At 59.3% G+C, this 15,239-nt stretch carries 15 protein-coding genes; 14 read left to right on the top strand and 1 reads right to left on the bottom strand.

What is annotated here, in order from left to right; genetic code table 11:
• The first annotated feature begins 118 nt into the window (after positions 1 to 118).
• The 12 genes from rpsP to KI237_RS24610 all read left to right on the top strand — a co-directional run bounded on the left by rpsP (position 119) and on the right by KI237_RS24610 (position 10,279).
• Entirely contained in the window at positions 119 to 370 is a 252-nt protein-coding gene (gene rpsP, locus KI237_RS24665) for a 30S ribosomal protein S16 (RefSeq protein ID WP_003198088.1), read from the top strand.
• Positions 371 to 375: 5 nt separating this feature from the next.
• Entirely contained in the window at positions 376 to 912 is a 537-nt protein-coding gene (gene rimM, locus KI237_RS24660; protein WP_212797439.1) for a ribosome maturation factor RimM, read from the top strand.
• Positions 894 to 1,667: a tRNA (guanosine(37)-N1)-methyltransferase TrmD gene (gene trmD / locus KI237_RS24655; RefSeq protein WP_205929660.1), complete on the top strand. Its 774-nt coding sequence runs from the start codon at positions 894 to 896 to the stop codon at positions 1,665 to 1,667. The genes rimM and trmD overlap by 19 nt, the downstream gene beginning before the upstream one ends.
• A gap of 45 nt (positions 1,668 to 1,712) precedes the next feature.
• The gene (gene rplS / locus KI237_RS24650) at positions 1,713 to 2,063 is read left to right on the top strand and encodes a 50S ribosomal protein L19 (protein ID WP_003175895.1); all 351 of its coding nucleotides are present in this window, start codon (positions 1,713 to 1,715) and stop codon (positions 2,061 to 2,063) included.
• Between the two features lie 132 nt (positions 2,064 to 2,195).
• Entirely contained in the window at positions 2,196 to 3,092 is an 897-nt protein-coding gene (xerD, locus tag KI237_RS24645) for a site-specific tyrosine recombinase XerD (RefSeq protein WP_212797438.1), read from the top strand.
• A gap of 419 nt (positions 3,093 to 3,511) precedes the next feature.
• Complete coding sequence (locus KI237_RS24640; RefSeq protein WP_212797437.1) at positions 3,512 to 4,024, top strand: RICIN domain-containing protein; 513 nt, start codon at positions 3,512 to 3,514, stop codon at positions 4,022 to 4,024.
• A gap of 26 nt (positions 4,025 to 4,050) precedes the next feature.
• Positions 4,051 to 4,344, top strand: coding sequence for a tyrosine-type recombinase/integrase (locus tag KI237_RS24635; RefSeq protein ID WP_283246321.1), 294 nt, complete (start codon positions 4,051 to 4,053; stop codon positions 4,342 to 4,344).
• Positions 4,345 to 4,635: 291 nt separating this feature from the next.
• Positions 4,636 to 5,367: a DsbC family protein gene (locus KI237_RS24630; RefSeq protein ID WP_212797436.1), complete on the top strand. Its 732-nt coding sequence runs from the start codon at positions 4,636 to 4,638 to the stop codon at positions 5,365 to 5,367.
• Between the two features lie 132 nt (positions 5,368 to 5,499).
• The gene (locus tag KI237_RS24625; RefSeq protein ID WP_003198098.1) at positions 5,500 to 6,804 is read left to right on the top strand and encodes a homoserine dehydrogenase; all 1,305 of its coding nucleotides are present in this window, start codon (positions 5,500 to 5,502) and stop codon (positions 6,802 to 6,804) included.
• Between the two features lie 102 nt (positions 6,805 to 6,906).
• Positions 6,907 to 8,316, top strand: coding sequence for a threonine synthase (gene thrC, locus KI237_RS24620; RefSeq protein WP_046063933.1), 1,410 nt, complete (start codon positions 6,907 to 6,909; stop codon positions 8,314 to 8,316).
• 120 nt (positions 8,317 to 8,436) lie between these two features.
• Positions 8,437 to 9,807 (top strand): transporter substrate-binding domain-containing protein, encoded by a 1,371-nt coding sequence (locus tag KI237_RS24615; protein ID WP_212797435.1) that lies wholly within the window; start codon positions 8,437 to 8,439, stop codon positions 9,805 to 9,807.
• 184 nt (positions 9,808 to 9,991) lie between these two features.
• The gene (locus tag KI237_RS24610) at positions 9,992 to 10,279 is read left to right on the top strand and encodes a DUF3509 domain-containing protein (RefSeq protein ID WP_003198105.1); all 288 of its coding nucleotides are present in this window, start codon (positions 9,992 to 9,994) and stop codon (positions 10,277 to 10,279) included.
• Between the two features lie 995 nt (positions 10,280 to 11,274).
• On the opposite strand, the gene KI237_RS24605 is transcribed toward KI237_RS24610, so the two are convergent.
• A complete protein-coding gene (locus KI237_RS24605; protein ID WP_212797434.1) occupies positions 11,275 to 12,474 on the bottom strand; it encodes a CaiB/BaiF CoA transferase family protein in 1,200 nt (399 codons plus the stop codon).
• Positions 12,475 to 12,621: 147 nt separating this feature from the next.
• On the opposite strand from KI237_RS24605, the gene KI237_RS24600 reads away from it, so the two are divergent.
• Positions 12,622 to 13,164 (top strand): YaeQ family protein, encoded by a 543-nt coding sequence (locus KI237_RS24600; protein WP_212797433.1) that lies wholly within the window; start codon positions 12,622 to 12,624, stop codon positions 13,162 to 13,164.
• A gap of 180 nt (positions 13,165 to 13,344) precedes the next feature.
• Positions 13,345 to 15,054, top strand: a complete 1,710-nt coding sequence (gene recJ, locus KI237_RS24595; protein WP_212797432.1) for a single-stranded-DNA-specific exonuclease RecJ — start codon at positions 13,345 to 13,347, stop codon at positions 15,052 to 15,054.
• Positions 15,055 to 15,239 lie beyond the last annotated feature (185 nt).

Raw genomic sequence — 15,239 nt, 5'->3', positions numbered from 1 at the left:
GGCGCCGGAAAAAGACATTTGCAAAAGTCCGGATATTCCTTAGAATATGCGGCCTTTCGGGCACCTATGCCCGCTGTGCATTTAGATTTGCAGCACCGACTACAGGAACGATGTTCACATGCTAACAATCCGTCTTGCCCTTGGCGGCTCCAAAAAGCGCCCGTTTTACCACCTGACCGTAACCGACAGCCGCAACCCGCGTGACGGTTCCCACAAGGAGCAGGTTGGTTTCTTCAACCCTGTTGCCCGTGGTCAGGAAGTTCGTCTGTCCGTGAACCAAGAGCGCGTAGCCTACTGGCTGAGCGTTGGTGCACAACCTTCTGAGCGCGTTGCTCAGTTGTTGAAGGAATCGGCTAAGGCTGCGGCCTGAGCAATATGAACGCGACGCCAAAAGATGCTGATGATTTGATCGTTGTCGGCAAGATCTACTCTGTACATGGCGTTCGCGGCGAAGTGAAGGTGTATTCCTTTACTGATCCGATCAAGAACCTGTTGGACTACAAAACCTGGACGCTCAAGCGCGAAGGTAGCGTGAAACAGGTGGAGCTGGTCAGCGGACGCGGGAACGACAAGTTCCTGGTCGCGAAGCTCAAGGATCTCGATGATCGTGAAGAAGCGCGTCTTCTGGCCGGTTATGAGATCTGCGTGCCGCGCAACCTGTTCCCTGAACTGACCGACGGCGAGTACTACTGGTACCAGCTGGTGGGTCTGAAGGTCATCGACCAACTCGGGCAATTGCTCGGGAAAATCGATCACCTGCTCGAGACCGGTTCGAACGATGTCATGGTGGTCAAGCCTTGCGTCGGCAGCCTGGATGATCGCGAACGCCTGTTGCCCTATACCGAGCAATGCGTGTTGGCCGTCGACCTTGCCGCAGGCGAGATGAAGGTGGAATGGGATGCGGATTTCTAAACGTGGCTAATTTGCGCGTTGAAGTCATCACATTGTTTCCCGAGATGTTTTCCGCCATCAGCGAGTACGGCATAACCAGCCGCGCGGTGAAACAGGAGCTGTTGCAGCTCACCTGTTGGAATCCGCGGGACTACACCACGGATCGACATCACACTGTGGACGATCGCCCGTTTGGCGGTGGTCCGGGCATGGTGATGAAGATCAAGCCCCTGGAAGATGCGCTGGTTCAGGCCAGGACGGCAGCCGGGGAGGGTGCGAAGGTGATCTACCTGTCGCCCCAAGGCCGCCAGCTGACTCAGTCGGCGGTACGCGAGCTGGCGAATTTGGATGCATTGATCCTGATTGCCGGCCGTTATGAAGGCATTGACGAGCGTTTCATTGAAGCTCATGTCGATGAAGAGTGGTCGATTGGCGACTATGTACTGTCTGGCGGCGAGCTGCCGGCGATGGTCCTGATCGATGCGGTTACACGACTGCTGCCTGGAGCTTTAGGGCATGCAGATTCCGCTGAGGAAGATTCCTTTACGGATGGTCTGCTGGATTGCCCGCACTACACCCGACCGGAGGTGTATGCGGATCAGCGTGTTCCCGACGTGTTGCTAAGTGGCAACCACGCGCACATCCGGCGTTGGCGTTTACAGCAGTCCCTTGGTCGGACCTATGAACGACGCGCCGATCTTCTGGAAAGCCGCTCGCTTTCTGGAGAAGAGAAGAAGCTGCTCGAGGAATACATCCGCGAGCGGGACGATAGTTAACAACGTATCGATGGTGAGTCCGACGACTTGCCTTAGGAGCACAGCATGACTAACAAAATCATCCTTGCACTCGAAGCAGAGCAGATGACCAAAGAAATCCCTACCTTTGCCCCAGGCGACACCATTGTCGTTCAGGTGAAAGTGAAGGAAGGCGACCGTTCCCGTCTGCAAGCGTTCGAAGGCGTCGTTATCGCCAAGCGTAACCGTGGCGTGAACAGTGCATTCACCGTTCGTAAAATCTCCAACGGTGTCGGCGTAGAACGTACTTTCCAGACCTACAGCCCGCAAATCGACAGCATGGCTGTGAAACGTCGCGGTGACGTGCGTAAAGCCAAGCTGTACTACCTGCGTGACCTGTCGGGTAAAGCAGCTCGCATCAAGGAAAAACTGGCTTAAGTCCAGCTTCCGATGCAAAAAAAGCAGCCTTCGGGCTGCTTTTTTGTTGCCTGCGATTTGCGCTTTGAGCACCCTGCATGGCTTCATTTGCCATTTTGATGCTGTGTGTGCCCGCATCCCTCAAGAGTTCTTATGCCCGCCATCGATCATCCGCTGATAGACCAGTTTCTCGACGCCCTTTGGCTGGAGAAGGGGTTGTCCGATAACACCCGCGATGCCTACCGCAGCGACCTGGCGCTGTTCAACGGCTGGTTGCAGGAAAACCACCTGGAACTGATCAATGCCGGGCGGGAGTTGATCCTCGATCACTTGGCGTGGCGCCTGGAGCAGAACTACAAACCGCGCTCGACCGCGCGATTTCTTTCTGGTTTGCGTGGGTTTTATCGCTATTTGCTGCGGGAAAAATTGATTGCGGTGGACCCGACCTTGCGTGTGGAAATGCCGCAATTGGGGCGTCCATTGCCCAAGTCCCTGTCGGAAGCCGATGTGGAGGCGTTGCTGGCGGCGCCTGACCTCAGCGAAGCCATCGGTCAGCGCGACCGGGCCATGCTGGAAGTCCTGTATGCCTGCGGCCTGCGTGTCACCGAGTTAATCAGCTTGACGCTGGAGCAGGTCAACTTGCGCCAGGGCGTACTGCGGGTGATGGGCAAGGGCAGCAAGGAGCGCCTGGTGCCGATGGGGGAGGAGGCGATTGTCTGGGTCGAGCGCTACATGCGCGATGCTCGTCATGAATTGCTGGGTGGGCGCCCCAGCGACGTGCTGTTCCCGAGCCGCAACGGCGACCAGATGACCCGCCAGACCTTTTGGCACCGCATCAAGCACCAGGCCAAGGTAGCCGGGATCAGCAAATCCCTCTCGCCCCACACCTTGCGCCATGCCTTCGCCACGCACCTGCTCAACCACGGCGCCGACTTGCGGGTGGTGCAGATGTTGCTGGGTCACAGCGACCTGTCCACCACCCAGATCTACACCCATGTGGCCCGGGCACGTCTAAAGGATATGCACGCTAAACACCATCCGCGTGGCTGAAGCTGTTGTTGCACAAGCATTCTGTGAGTGGGGGCGATCACATGCTCAGTCGAATCGGTGGGTTACCAAACGGTTATTAAGTGAAGATTCTGTATTCGTGCTTCCTCAATTGTTTATCCAGCTTATGGGAGTCTGATCAAATGAGGCGAACGCCCTTTTGGCGCCTCTAAGATTTGGAAAAATGGGGTGCCAACTCCTGACGATGTCAGTAAGTGTCTAAGGGCGCATCTCATTATTTGGAATCCATCTATAGGCCTGTAAGTTCTGACAGTAGACCGGTTCGGCAAGACGGGTAAAAATATTCAGAAACGGCCCTGTAAGTATGTTTTCCCCCGGCATTGAACACTACGTGGTGCCACTTCGGGACAGGGCATCTCAGTGGCCTGACCCTGCTACGCGACGACCTCGGGAGATTTATCATGCGAGATAAAACCGCTCAAGATAAAGGTGTAGCCTCTGAACGGAAATACGGCGATGACCCGGGGCCTAATGCAATAGTAGAGGGTATTTACAGAATTGCGACAAACTTAAATCACGGTCGTACTATCCAAATGGATACGAATAATATGGCCGAGCCACGGACAATCACTCTATGGCCTGACAATGACACTCTTCAAAATTTATGGCGTATTACATACGAGGCTGAATACAATGCGCACATAATTACAAATCAACACAATGTAAAGGATCGATCTATCTTTGTGGCTGATGAGTCTGACGTATTTGCAGGGGTACGCCCAATTCTTTTCCGGCCACAACATTTTTGGGATTTTGAGACGGCGGGCTCTAGCTTGTACGTTATTAAAAGTAAACATAATGGCCGCGTTCTGGATGTCCGCGGTTCCAACATTGGGAATGGTACTCGTATTATCGCCTGGCCCTATGGAGGAACGACAAATCAGGTATTTAAACTAGTGCGAGTAGGAAATTAAGAGCTGGGCAGTGTACGAAAGGTAATATTGCTTTCGGTAGCGATCACAATAGTGGCGCAGAGCTTCGGCGTGATAGCTCTTGTCGTCAGCAACTGCCGGCAGCGCTTACGGGGGCGGCCGCGCAGGAGGGGACCAATAAATCCCTCTCGCCCCACACCTTGCGCCATGCCTTCGCCACGCACCTGCTCAACCACGGCGCCGACTTGCGAGTGGTGCAGATGTTGCTCGGCCATAGCGACCTGTCCACCACCCAGATCTACACCCATGTGGCCCGGGCACGGCTGCGGGACCTGCACGCCAAGCACCATCCGCGCGGCTGAATGAAATCCCCTGTGGGAGCAAGACCTGTGGGAGCAAGGCTTGCCCGCGATGGCCGCGCCTCGGTGTGAAAACTGAACCGCGTTATCGTTCATCGCGGGCAAGCCTTGCTCCCACAGGTCAGCTCCCACAGTCCAGTTCCCACAGAAAAGCCTCCACCAGCGTCTTGCGTCAGCGGCATTCGGTCACGCGGGCCTTATGTGGTAGGCTTTGTCGGTTTGCACAGTGGGCGGTTGGAACCCGAATCTGCGGGTCGGCGTTTCCCGTCTCATTTGTTCGCCTCAGGAGTTCCCATGCGTTTGATCCAGATGTTCACCGCCGCCGCCATTGCGTTGGCCAGTACCTTTGCCATCGCCGACGATGCGGCCGACAAGGCTATCCGCAAGAGCCTGGAAAACCTTCAGCTCGACGTGCCGATCGAAACCATCTCGGCCAGTCCCATGGCCGGCCTGTATGAGATCAAGCTCAAGGGCAGCCGCGTGCTTTACGCCAGCGCCGACGGTCAGTACATCGTCCAGGGCAACCTGTTCGAGCTCAAGGACGGCAAGCCGGTCAATCTCACCGAGATGACCGAGCGCCAGGGCATTTCCAAGTTGATCAACGGCATTCCAGTCGCTGAAACCGTGGTCTATCCGGCGATTGGCGAAACCAAGTCGCACATCACCGTGTTCACCGACACCACCTGCCCGTATTGCCACAAGCTGCACGCCGAAGTGCCGGAGCTGAACAAGCGCGGCATCGAAGTGCGCTACGTCGCGTTCCCGCGCCAGGGCCTGGGTTCGCCGGGCGATGAGCAGTTGCAGGCGGTCTGGTGCTCCAAGGACAAGAAGGCGGCCATGGACAAGATGGTCGATGGCAAGGAAATCAAGGCCGCCAAGTGCGAGAACCCGGTTTCCAAGCAGTTCGCCCTTGGCCAGTCCATTGGTGTGAACGGCACGCCGGCCATCGTTTTGGCCGACGGCCAGGTGATTCCGGGCTACCAGCCGGCGCCACAAGTCGCCAAACTGGCCTTGGGCGCGAAATGATCACGGGCGTTGCGCTTCTGAAGATCACGGCTCGGCGAAAACCTTCGTCGGGCCGTTAAACACAAAGTCGCGTTGCTGCGCGGCTGTATTTCACGGCCGACCTTGCGTCGGCCGTTTCATGGGGAGTCAAGAGTGAATCCGGTCAAAGTAGGCATCTGTGGGTTAGGTACCGTCGGTGGCGGCACCTTCAACGTACTTCAGCGCAACGCCGAGGAAATTGCTCGTCGTGCCGGGCGTGGGATCGAAGTGGCACAAATTGCCATGCGCACGCCAAAGCCTCAGTTCCAGACGACCGGTATTGCGATTACCAACGATGTCTTCGAAGTGGCCACGAACCCTGAGATCGACATCGTCATAGAGCTGGTCGGCGGCTACACCGTTGCCCGTGAGCTGGTACTCAAGGCCATCGAGAATGGCAAGCATGTGGTCACCGCGAACAAGGCGCTTATCGCTGTTCACGGTAATGAGATTTTCGCCAAGGCCCGCGAGAAAGGCGTGATCGTGGCTTTCGAAGCCGCCGTGGCCGGTGGTATCCCGGTGATCAAGGCGATCCGCGAAGGCCTCTCGGCCAACCGCATCAACTGGGTCGCGGGGATCATCAACGGCACTGGCAACTTCATCCTCACCGAGATGCGCGAGAAGGGTCGCACCTTCGAAGACGTGCTTGCTGAAGCCCAGGCCCTGGGCTACGCAGAGGCTGATCCGACGTTCGACGTGGAAGGCATTGACGCAGCGCACAAGCTGACGATCCTGGCCTCCATTGCGTTCGGCATTCCGTTGCAGTTCGACAAGGCCTACACCGAAGGCATCACCAAGCTGACCACCGCTGACGTGAACTACGCCGAAGCCTTGGGTTATCGCATCAAGCACCTGGGCGTGGCACGCAGCACCGCCAACGGCATCGAGCTGCGCGTGCACCCGACCTTGATCCCGGCCGACCGCCTGATCGCCAACGTCAACGGCGTGATGAACGCGGTGATGGTCAACGGCGATGCCTCCGGCTCGACGTTGTTCTACGGCGCCGGTGCGGGCATGGAACCGACGGCCTCTTCGGTGATTGCCGACCTGGTGGACGTGGTTCGCGCCATGACTTCGGACCCGGAAAACCGTGTGCCACACCTGGCCTTCCAGCCGGACTCGTTGTCGGCTCACCCGATTCTTCCGATCGAGGCGTGCGAAAGCTCCTACTACCTGCGCATCCAGGCCAAGGACCATCCAGGCGTGCTGGCCCAAGTGGCGAGCATCCTCTCGGAACGCGGCATCAACATCGAGTCGATCATGCAGAAGGAAGTCGAGGAACACGACGGCCTGGTGCCGATGATCCTGCTGACCCACCGTGTGGTCGAGCAGCGCATCAACGATGCGATTGCGGCGCTGGAAGCGCTACAGGGTGTCGTTGGCCCGGTGGTCCGTATCCGCGTCGAACATTTGAATTAACCAAGCGGCAAGCGACAAGCTGCAAGCGACAGGTAAAAGCACACCGCTTTGAACTTGCAGCTTGAAGCTTGAAACTTGAAGCTCAAACCAAAGGTTTGCCCCATGCGCTATATCAGCACCCGCGGCCAGGCACCGGCCCTGAATTTCGAAGATGTCCTGCTGGCCGGCTTGGCCACGGACGGCGGTCTCTACGTGCCGGAAAACCTGCCGCGCTTCACCCAGGAAGAAATCGCTTCCTGGGCCGGCCTGCCGTATCACGAGCTGGCGTTCCGGGTCATGCGCCCGTTCGTCACCGGCAGTATCCCGGACGCCGATTTCAAGAAGATCCTGGAAGAGACCTATGGCGTCTTTTCCCACAATGCCATCGCACCGCTGCGTCAGCTCAACGGTAACGAATGGGTCATGGAGCTGTTTCACGGCCCCACCCTGGCATTCAAGGACTTCGCCCTGCAATTGCTCGGTCGCCTGCTGGACTACGTGCTGCAAAAGCGTGGCGAGCGTGTGGTGATCGTCGGTGCCACCTCTGGCGACACCGGTTCGGCGGCCATCGAAGGCTGCAAGCATTGTGAAAACGTCGATATCTTCATCCTGCACCCGCACAACCGGGTCTCGGAAGTGCAGCGTCGGCAGATGACGACGATTTTCGGCGATAACATTCACAACATCGCCATCGAAGGCAACTTCGATGACTGCCAGGAAATGGTCAAGGCCAGCTTCGCCGACCAGAGCTTCCTCAAGGGCACGCGGCTGGTGGCGGTGAACTCGATCAACTGGGCGCGGATCATGGCCCAGATCGTTTATTACTTCCACGCGGCCCTGCAATTGGGCGGCCCCGCCCGCTCCGTGTCGTTCTCGGTGCCGACCGGCAACTTCGGCGATATCTTTGCCGGCTACCTGGCGCGCAACATGGGCCTGCCGATCAACCAATTGATCGTCGCCACCAACCGCAACGACATCCTGCACCGCTTCATGAGCGGCAACCAGTACGTCAAGGAAACCCTGCACGCCACGCTGTCGCCTTCGATGGACATCATGGTGTCGTCGAACTTCGAACGCCTGCTGTTCGACCTGCACGGTCGCAATGGTGCGGCGATTGCCGGCCTGATGGATAGCTTCCGTCAGGGCGGCGGTTTCAGCGTCGAGCCCGAGCGCTGGACCGAAGCCCGCAAGTTGTTCGACTCCCTGGCCGTAGACGATGAGCAGACTTGCGAAACCATCGCCGAGGTGTTCGAGCAGAGCGGTGAGCTGCTCGATCCGCACACGGCCATTGGCGTCAGGGCCGCCCGTGAATGCCGTCGCAGCCTGGATATCCCGATGGTAATCCTGGGCACGGCTCACCCGGTCAAGTTCCCGGATGCCGTGGAGAAAGCCGGTGTAGGAAAAGCACTTGAGCTCCCTGCACATCTTTCTGATTTGTTTGAACGAGATGAGCGTTGCACCGTGTTGCCCAACGACTTGAAGGCCGTGCAGGCCTTTGTCAGTCAGCATGGCAACCGCGGCAAGCCACTCTGACCGCGCAAACCTGTCACATTTTGAAGCCCGTCTCCTGACGGGCTTTCTTGTTTCTGCATGCCAAACTGGTCGGGTTTTCGCCCTTGGAGGGACGGGCGAGTCATCTCGAAGGAAATGCAGATGTCGTTTTATAGCAAAGGCAAACCAGCCCTGGGCTGGGTCATGAGCCTGGCCCTGATGTACTGGGCGCAGGAGGGCAACGCGGCGCAGTTGGCGGCTTTCGAAACGCCGTCGTTCAATCCTGGCGAACGGCTGGTGCTGGATGCGCAGGAGTTGAAGTGGATCAAGGAGAACCCCCGAGTCATCGTGGCCACGATGCAGTTTCCGCTGTACCTGTTCAAGAATGAACTGGGGCAGTGGAACGGCCTGAACCACGACATTCTCCAGCGTATTACGCAAATGACCGGCCTTGAGTTCGTACACCGGGAGTCGTTCTCCCCCGGTGAGTTGCTGACGATGCTGGAAAACGGCGAAGCCGATATGACGACCCTCTTGGCGATGAATGACGAACGCCGGGATTTCCTGAGTTTTAGCCACGCATTCGGCGGCTCGGGCTGGGTATTCGTCGGTCGTGACGGGGAGTCGATCCTCCATTCGCTGGAACAACTGGAAGGGAAGGTCCTGGCGTTGCCAGCGCGGCACGCCTTGGAAGCGGGGATCAGGCGCGACTACCCGGCTATCAAATTGCGCACGACCAAGACCTATGGCGAGGCGCGGGCATTGGTTGAGAGTCGGGAAGCCTATGCCACCATCGAAAATGAAACCGGGGTGCATCTCTATCCGGCGGGACAACTGCAGGTAGGAAGGGGCCTTGAGGGCAAGTGGGAACCCGATTACCTTGCGGTACGCCAGGACCTGACCGTGCTGCTGAGCATCTTGAACAAAGCCCTGGAGGCCTTCCCGGCCAAGGACATGCGCGCGCTGCGTTCCAAATGGATGGCCGGCGTCACACCCGTACAGGTGCCATCGACCTGGGAGCGGTTGTCCCGCTGGGGGTACTGGTGCGTGACCGTGGTCGTGGTGTTCAGCCTCCTGTCCCTGCTATGGAACCGCCGTCTGCAGATACAGATTGACCAGCGCCTCAAGGCCGAGGCGATCCTCAAGGACCAGTTGATGCTCCAACGGGCCCTGATGGATGCCATTCCCGACCCGATTTTTATCCAGGATCTGGAAGGGCGCCTGATCATGTGCAACAAAAGCTACGAGGACCAGTTCGCGACCCGCTTTGAAAAGCTGCGGGGCATGCGGCTGACGGACTCCGGGGCATTCCCACCGGCCACCGCCGAGTTGCTCCATGGGGAGGCAATGGAGCAATTGCGCACCGGCCAGTCGCGGTTCGTCGACCGGCAATTGATGTTCAGCAGCGGCTTGCGGGAAATCTATCATTGGTCGGTGCCCTTCTATGGGGCCGACGGGCAGTTGCGCGGCATTCTGGGGGGCTGGACCGATGCCAGGCGTCGGTGGCGCCGTTGCGACAAGTTGATGGCCTGACGCCGACCGTCACCACGCCAAGGCTTCAAGATAAGGCGGTTGTTTGCCTGTCATATTGGGCGCGCATGCTCGGTTGAACAGGTTCAAGGCGTGCCGGTTCGGTGCGCTGGCGAACTTTCTGCTGCGGCCCACGGTCACTGACTGTGAACATGCAGTTGTTTTCGGACTATTGAAGGGTGAGCGAATGGAAAGTATCAGCCTATTGCTGGGTGAGGCTTTGAGCCCGTATCAGGTCACGCTGACTCCCTCCGGCGCCAAGGGCGAATGCCTGGTGACGCTGAAGAATGCCTCCGGGGCCATCATGGTCGAGCGAGTGTTCAATCAGGCCCAGTTGACCGACAAGCGTCAGTTGACGGATGTGGTCGATGGCCTGCATCGCGATGTGTTGATTGCCGAGGGCCGCCTGGAGCCCTGTGTGATTGCGGCGCTGCGCAATCTGGCGCGCGACAAGGTCATGGTCGGGGCGAATTGACTGGGGGTTTGTGGGAACCTTCCTACCTCCTGAGGAGTCAGACCCTTTACCAACAAGAGCAAGCATTGTGCTCCGGTGCTTGTCGCTTGTTGTACGGACCCTGAATGGTCACGTTTAACCCCGAGTCGTCTCCCCACTTCTCGGGGTTTCTTTTTGCCTGGCTTTTACGTTTTTAACGCGTTCTGTCAGGCGCTGGAATCTTTGTGGGAGCGAGTTTGCTCGCGATGGCGGCCTGATGGTCGGGTATATATCCATTGCTGCGGTAACGGCTGCTTAGGGTTCCGCCCTTACGGCGGCTCACTTTTGAGAAGCCCGGAAGCCGGCCCAGTCAAAAGTAAGCAAAACGCTCATGCCCCACCACTTGGTGCCTCGCCTAGGCTCGGCATGCCCTCACTCCGGCATTGCTCCGTGGGCCCGCCGCGAAGGGCCCTCCATGGCCCAGCGCGGCTATCCCGGCATCCATGCCGGGATGCCCACTCCACAATGCCTGCGTTCGGCCAGCGTGGTTAACGGGGCGCCGAGATCAACGTCCACCGCGAGGCGGCCTGACAGCCGACCTGGTTCTTGATCAGACCGCGTTCTTCCTGTGGGAGCAAAGCTTGCTCGCGAGGCGGCCTTATATCCGACCTGTCTCTCCCGGTCATACACCCATCAGATCTGTGGGAGCAAAGCTTGCTCGCGAGGCGGCCTTATAGCCGGCCTGTCTCTCCCGGTCATACACCCATCAGATCTGTGGGAGCAAAGCTTGCTCGCGAGGCGGCCTTATAGCCGACCTGTCTCTCTAGGCTGTACCCCATCCAACTGTGGGAGCGAGCCTGCTCGCGAAGGCGGCCTTACAGCTGGCCTGATTCTCCCGGGTGAAACCAATCCTAATGTGGGAGCGAGCTTGCTCGCGATTGCGGTGTGCCAGTCAACATCAAGTCGGCTGAGCCGACGCTATCGCGAGCAAGCTCGCCCCCACAGTTTGATCTTCGGTGACTGGCCCCTACGGAGCGTCAAATGGCGCCGTCGCTGCGCAATTTGGCGATCTGCTGTGCGTCGTAGCCAAGCTCGCCGAGCACTTGGGCGTTGTGTTCGCCCAGCGCCGGCCCGACCCATTCGGAGGTGCCCGGGGTGTCGGAGAGTTTCGGTACGATCCCCGGCATCTTGAACGCCTTGCCGTCGGGCAATTTGGCTTGCAGGAACATTTCACGGGCGAGGAACTGCGGGTCGCTGAACATATCCTCGGCGCTGAAGATCCGACTGGCCGGCACTCCGGCCTGGTTCAATTGGTCGATCACGCTATCGAGCGGCAGCGCGTTGACCCAGCGATCGATGACGCCGTACAGCTCGTCGCGGCGGCTGTCACGCCCATCGTTGCTGGCCAGTTGCGGGTCATTGGCCAGGTCGTCGCGGCCAATGATCTGCATGAAACGCTTGAAGATTGCGTCGCCGTTGGCGCCAATCTGCACGTGCTTGCCATCGGCGCTGGTGTGGATGGACGAGGGGGTGATGCCGGGCATGATGTTGCCGGTGCGCTCACGGATGAAACCGAACACGTCGAACTCCGGCACCATGCTTTCCATCATGGCGAAAATCGCCTCGTACAAGGCCACGTCCACCACTTGCCCGGTTCCGCCATTGACCTCGCGGTGACGCAGGGCCATCAAGGCGCCGATCACGCCCCAGAGGGCGGCGATGGAGTCTCCGATGGAAATCCCGGTGCGCACCGGCGGACGGTCCTCGAACCCGGTGATGTAGCGCAGGCCGCCCATGGACTCGCCCACCGCGCCAAACCCCGGCTGATCTTTCATCGGCCCGGTCTGGCCGAAGCCCGAAAGCCGCACCATCACCAGTTTCGGGTTCAGTGCGTGCAGGACATCCCAGCCCAGGCCGAGCTTTTCCAGTACGCCGGGGCGAAAATTCTCGATCAGGATATCGGCTTCGCCGATCAGCTTTTTCAGAATCGCCAGGCCTTCGGGGTGCTTGAGGTTCAAGGTCAGGGATTTCTTGTTGCGTGCCTGTACGAACCACCACAACGAGGTGCCTTCGTACAGCTTGCGCCACTTGCGCAGGGGATCACCGCCGTCGGGCGACTCGACCTTGATGACTTCGGCACCGAATTCACCGCAGATACGCGAGGCGAAGGGCCCGGCGATCAAGGTGCCGAGTTCGATGACTTTGACGCCGGCAAGGGGTTTGGCAGTAAGCGACATGACAGATCCTGTAGGACAAAGGCAGAACGAATAGAGCGTTTTATCATAGGCCAGGGTCAGTCGCCGCAGGTTGATGGTCGGCAATTCGTGGATTGCCCGCGTCATCGGTTAGACTTGCCGCCTTTCCTCGTATCAAGAAGCCCGTTCATGGCCCAGCCGTCCACGACTTACAAGTTTGAACTGAACCTCACCGATCTCGACCGCAATGTGTATGAGAATGTGAAGCAGACCATCGCCCGCCACCCTTCGGAAACCGAAGAGCGGATGACCGTGCGCCTGCTGGCTTACGCGTTCTGGTACAACGAGCTGCTGGCGTTTGGTCGTGGTCTGTCAGACGTCGACGAACCTGCGCTGTGGGAAAAAAGCCTGGATGACCGTGTGCTGCACTGGATCGAAGTCGGCCAGCCGGATGCCGATCGCCTGACCTGGTGCTCGCGCCGGACCGAGCGCACCAGCCTGTTGGCCTACGGCAGCCTGCGGGTCTGGGAAGGCAAGGTGATCCCGGCGGTCAAGAACCTGAAAAACGTCAACATCGCTGCGGTGCCCCAGGACGTGCTCGAAACCCTGGCCAAGGACATGCCGCGGGTGATCAAGTGGGATGTGATGATCAGTGAGGGCACGATTTTCGTGACCGACGACCGTGGCCAGCATGAAGTCCAGTTGCAATGGTTGCTGGGCGAGCGTGGTTGAGCCATTGACCCGGTATTGCTGAGCTAGGGTGGGCAGCCATTGTGGGAGCGAGCTTGCTCGCGATAGCGGTTCGTCAGCGCCGAAGAGACTGGCTGGTGGCCCCCATCGCGAGCAAGTTCGCTCCCACAAAAGCGCTCTTCGCCAGTGTTTTAATGATTCATAGAGAAAGTCCTGTTTCCCATGCGCATAGAACCCCGCCAACTGCCCGACACCCTGCCATTTCTCGGTGACTTGCCACCCCTGTTGACCCGCCTGTACGCGGCGCGTGGTGTGCAGTCCGAGGCTGAACTGGACAAGAGCCTGGCGCGCTTGATCCCTTTTCAGCAGCTCAAGGGGATCGACGCTGCGGTGGATCTGCTGGTGACGGCGCTGGAGCAGCGCCAGCGCATCCTGATCGTGGGCGACTTCGATGCCGATGGCGCGACCGCCAGTACCGTGGGCATGCTCGGGTTGCGCCTGCTCGGTGCGGCCCATGTCGATTACCTGGTGCCCAATCGCTTCGAATATGGCTACGGGCTGACCCCGGAAATCGTCGAAGTCGCCCTGGCCCGCGAACCGCAGTTGCTGATCACCGTGGACAACGGCATTTCCAGCGTGGAAGGCGTGGCGGCGGCGAAAGCGGCGGGGCTCAAGGTGCTGGTCACCGACCACCACTTGCCTGGCCTCGAACTGCCGGCAGCCGATGCCATCGTCAATCCGAATCAGCCGGGCTGCGAGTTCCCGAGCAAGGCTCTGGCCGGTGTCGGGGTGATTTTCTATGTGCTGATGGCCCTGCGGGCGCGTCTGCGCAGCCTGGGCTGGTATGCCAGCACACCCCAACCGAACATTGGCGAATTGCTCGACCTGGTGGCCCTGGGCAGCGTGGCCGACGTGGTGCCCCTGGACGCGAATAACCGGATCCTGGTGCACCAGGGCCTGGAACGGATTCGCGCCGGACGTGCCCGGCCCGGCATCAAGGCGATCCTGGAAGTGGCCAAGCGCGACGCTTCGCGGATTACCTCCACCGACCTCGGCTTTATCCTCGGGCCGCGTCTGAATGCGGCGGGGCGCCTGGACGACATGAGCCTGGGCATCGAATGCCTGCTCACCGATGATTCGGCCCTGGCGCGGGAGATGGCGGCGCAACTGGACGGCATGAACCAGGACCGCAAGTCCATCGAGCAGGGCATGCAGCGCGAAGCCCTGGCCCAGCTCAAGGACCTGCCGGTGGAGTCGATGCCATTTGGTTTGTGCCTGTTCGATCCGCAGTGGCACCAAGGGGTCATCGGCATCCTCGCCTCGCGGATGAAAGAGCGCTATTTCCGTCCGACCATCGCCTTTGCCGATGCCGGCGACGGCTTGCTCAAGGGCTCGGGTCGTTCGGTGCCGGGCTTTCACATTCGCGATGCGCTAAGCGTGGTGGCCGCGCAGCATCCCACCCTGATCAGCAAGTACGGCGGTCACGCCATGGCGGCGGGGCTGACGTTGCCGGAAGCGAATTTTCCGTTGTTCGCCGAAGCGTTCGACGCAGAAGTGCGCCGGCAATTGCGCGACGAAGACCTGACCGGGCGGCTGCTGTCGGACGGTACGTTGGCGGTCGAGGAATTCCACCTGGAACTGGCCCGGGCGCTGCGTCATGCCGGACCTTGGGGCCAGCATTTCCCCGAGCCGATGTTCCATGGCGTGTTCCAGTTGGTCGAACAACGGGTGGTGGGTGAACGACACTTGAAGGTCGTCCTCAAGAGTGAGTGCGGCTCGGTGAAGCTCGATGGTATCGCCTTTGGCATCGACCGCGAGATCTGGCCCAACCCTACGGTGCGCTGGGTGGAACTGGCCTACAAGCTCGACCTCAACGAGTTCCGCGGCCAGGAAACGGTGCAGTTGATGATTGCCCATATCGAGCCGCGGTAGGCTCGAATACTCATCTGCCGGGTGGCGACTCCTTGTGTGGGAGCAAGGCTTGCCCGCGATGAAGGCGATGCGGTTTTTCAAAGAACGAGGTGCCTGGCTCGCGAGCAAGCTTTGCTCCCACACGAGAATCAGGGCCGGTTTTTAATCCTGAACCCGCCCTGATCCCAGGTTGTCGACTAGGCTCT

It is taken from the genome of Pseudomonas sp. St316 (assembly GCF_018325905.1).
In the GTDB taxonomy this organism is placed as follows: domain Bacteria; phylum Pseudomonadota; class Gammaproteobacteria; order Pseudomonadales; family Pseudomonadaceae; genus Aquipseudomonas.
The sequence above is the reverse complement of the archived record's forward strand: the minus strand, read 5'-3'. Positions and strand labels throughout refer to the sequence as shown.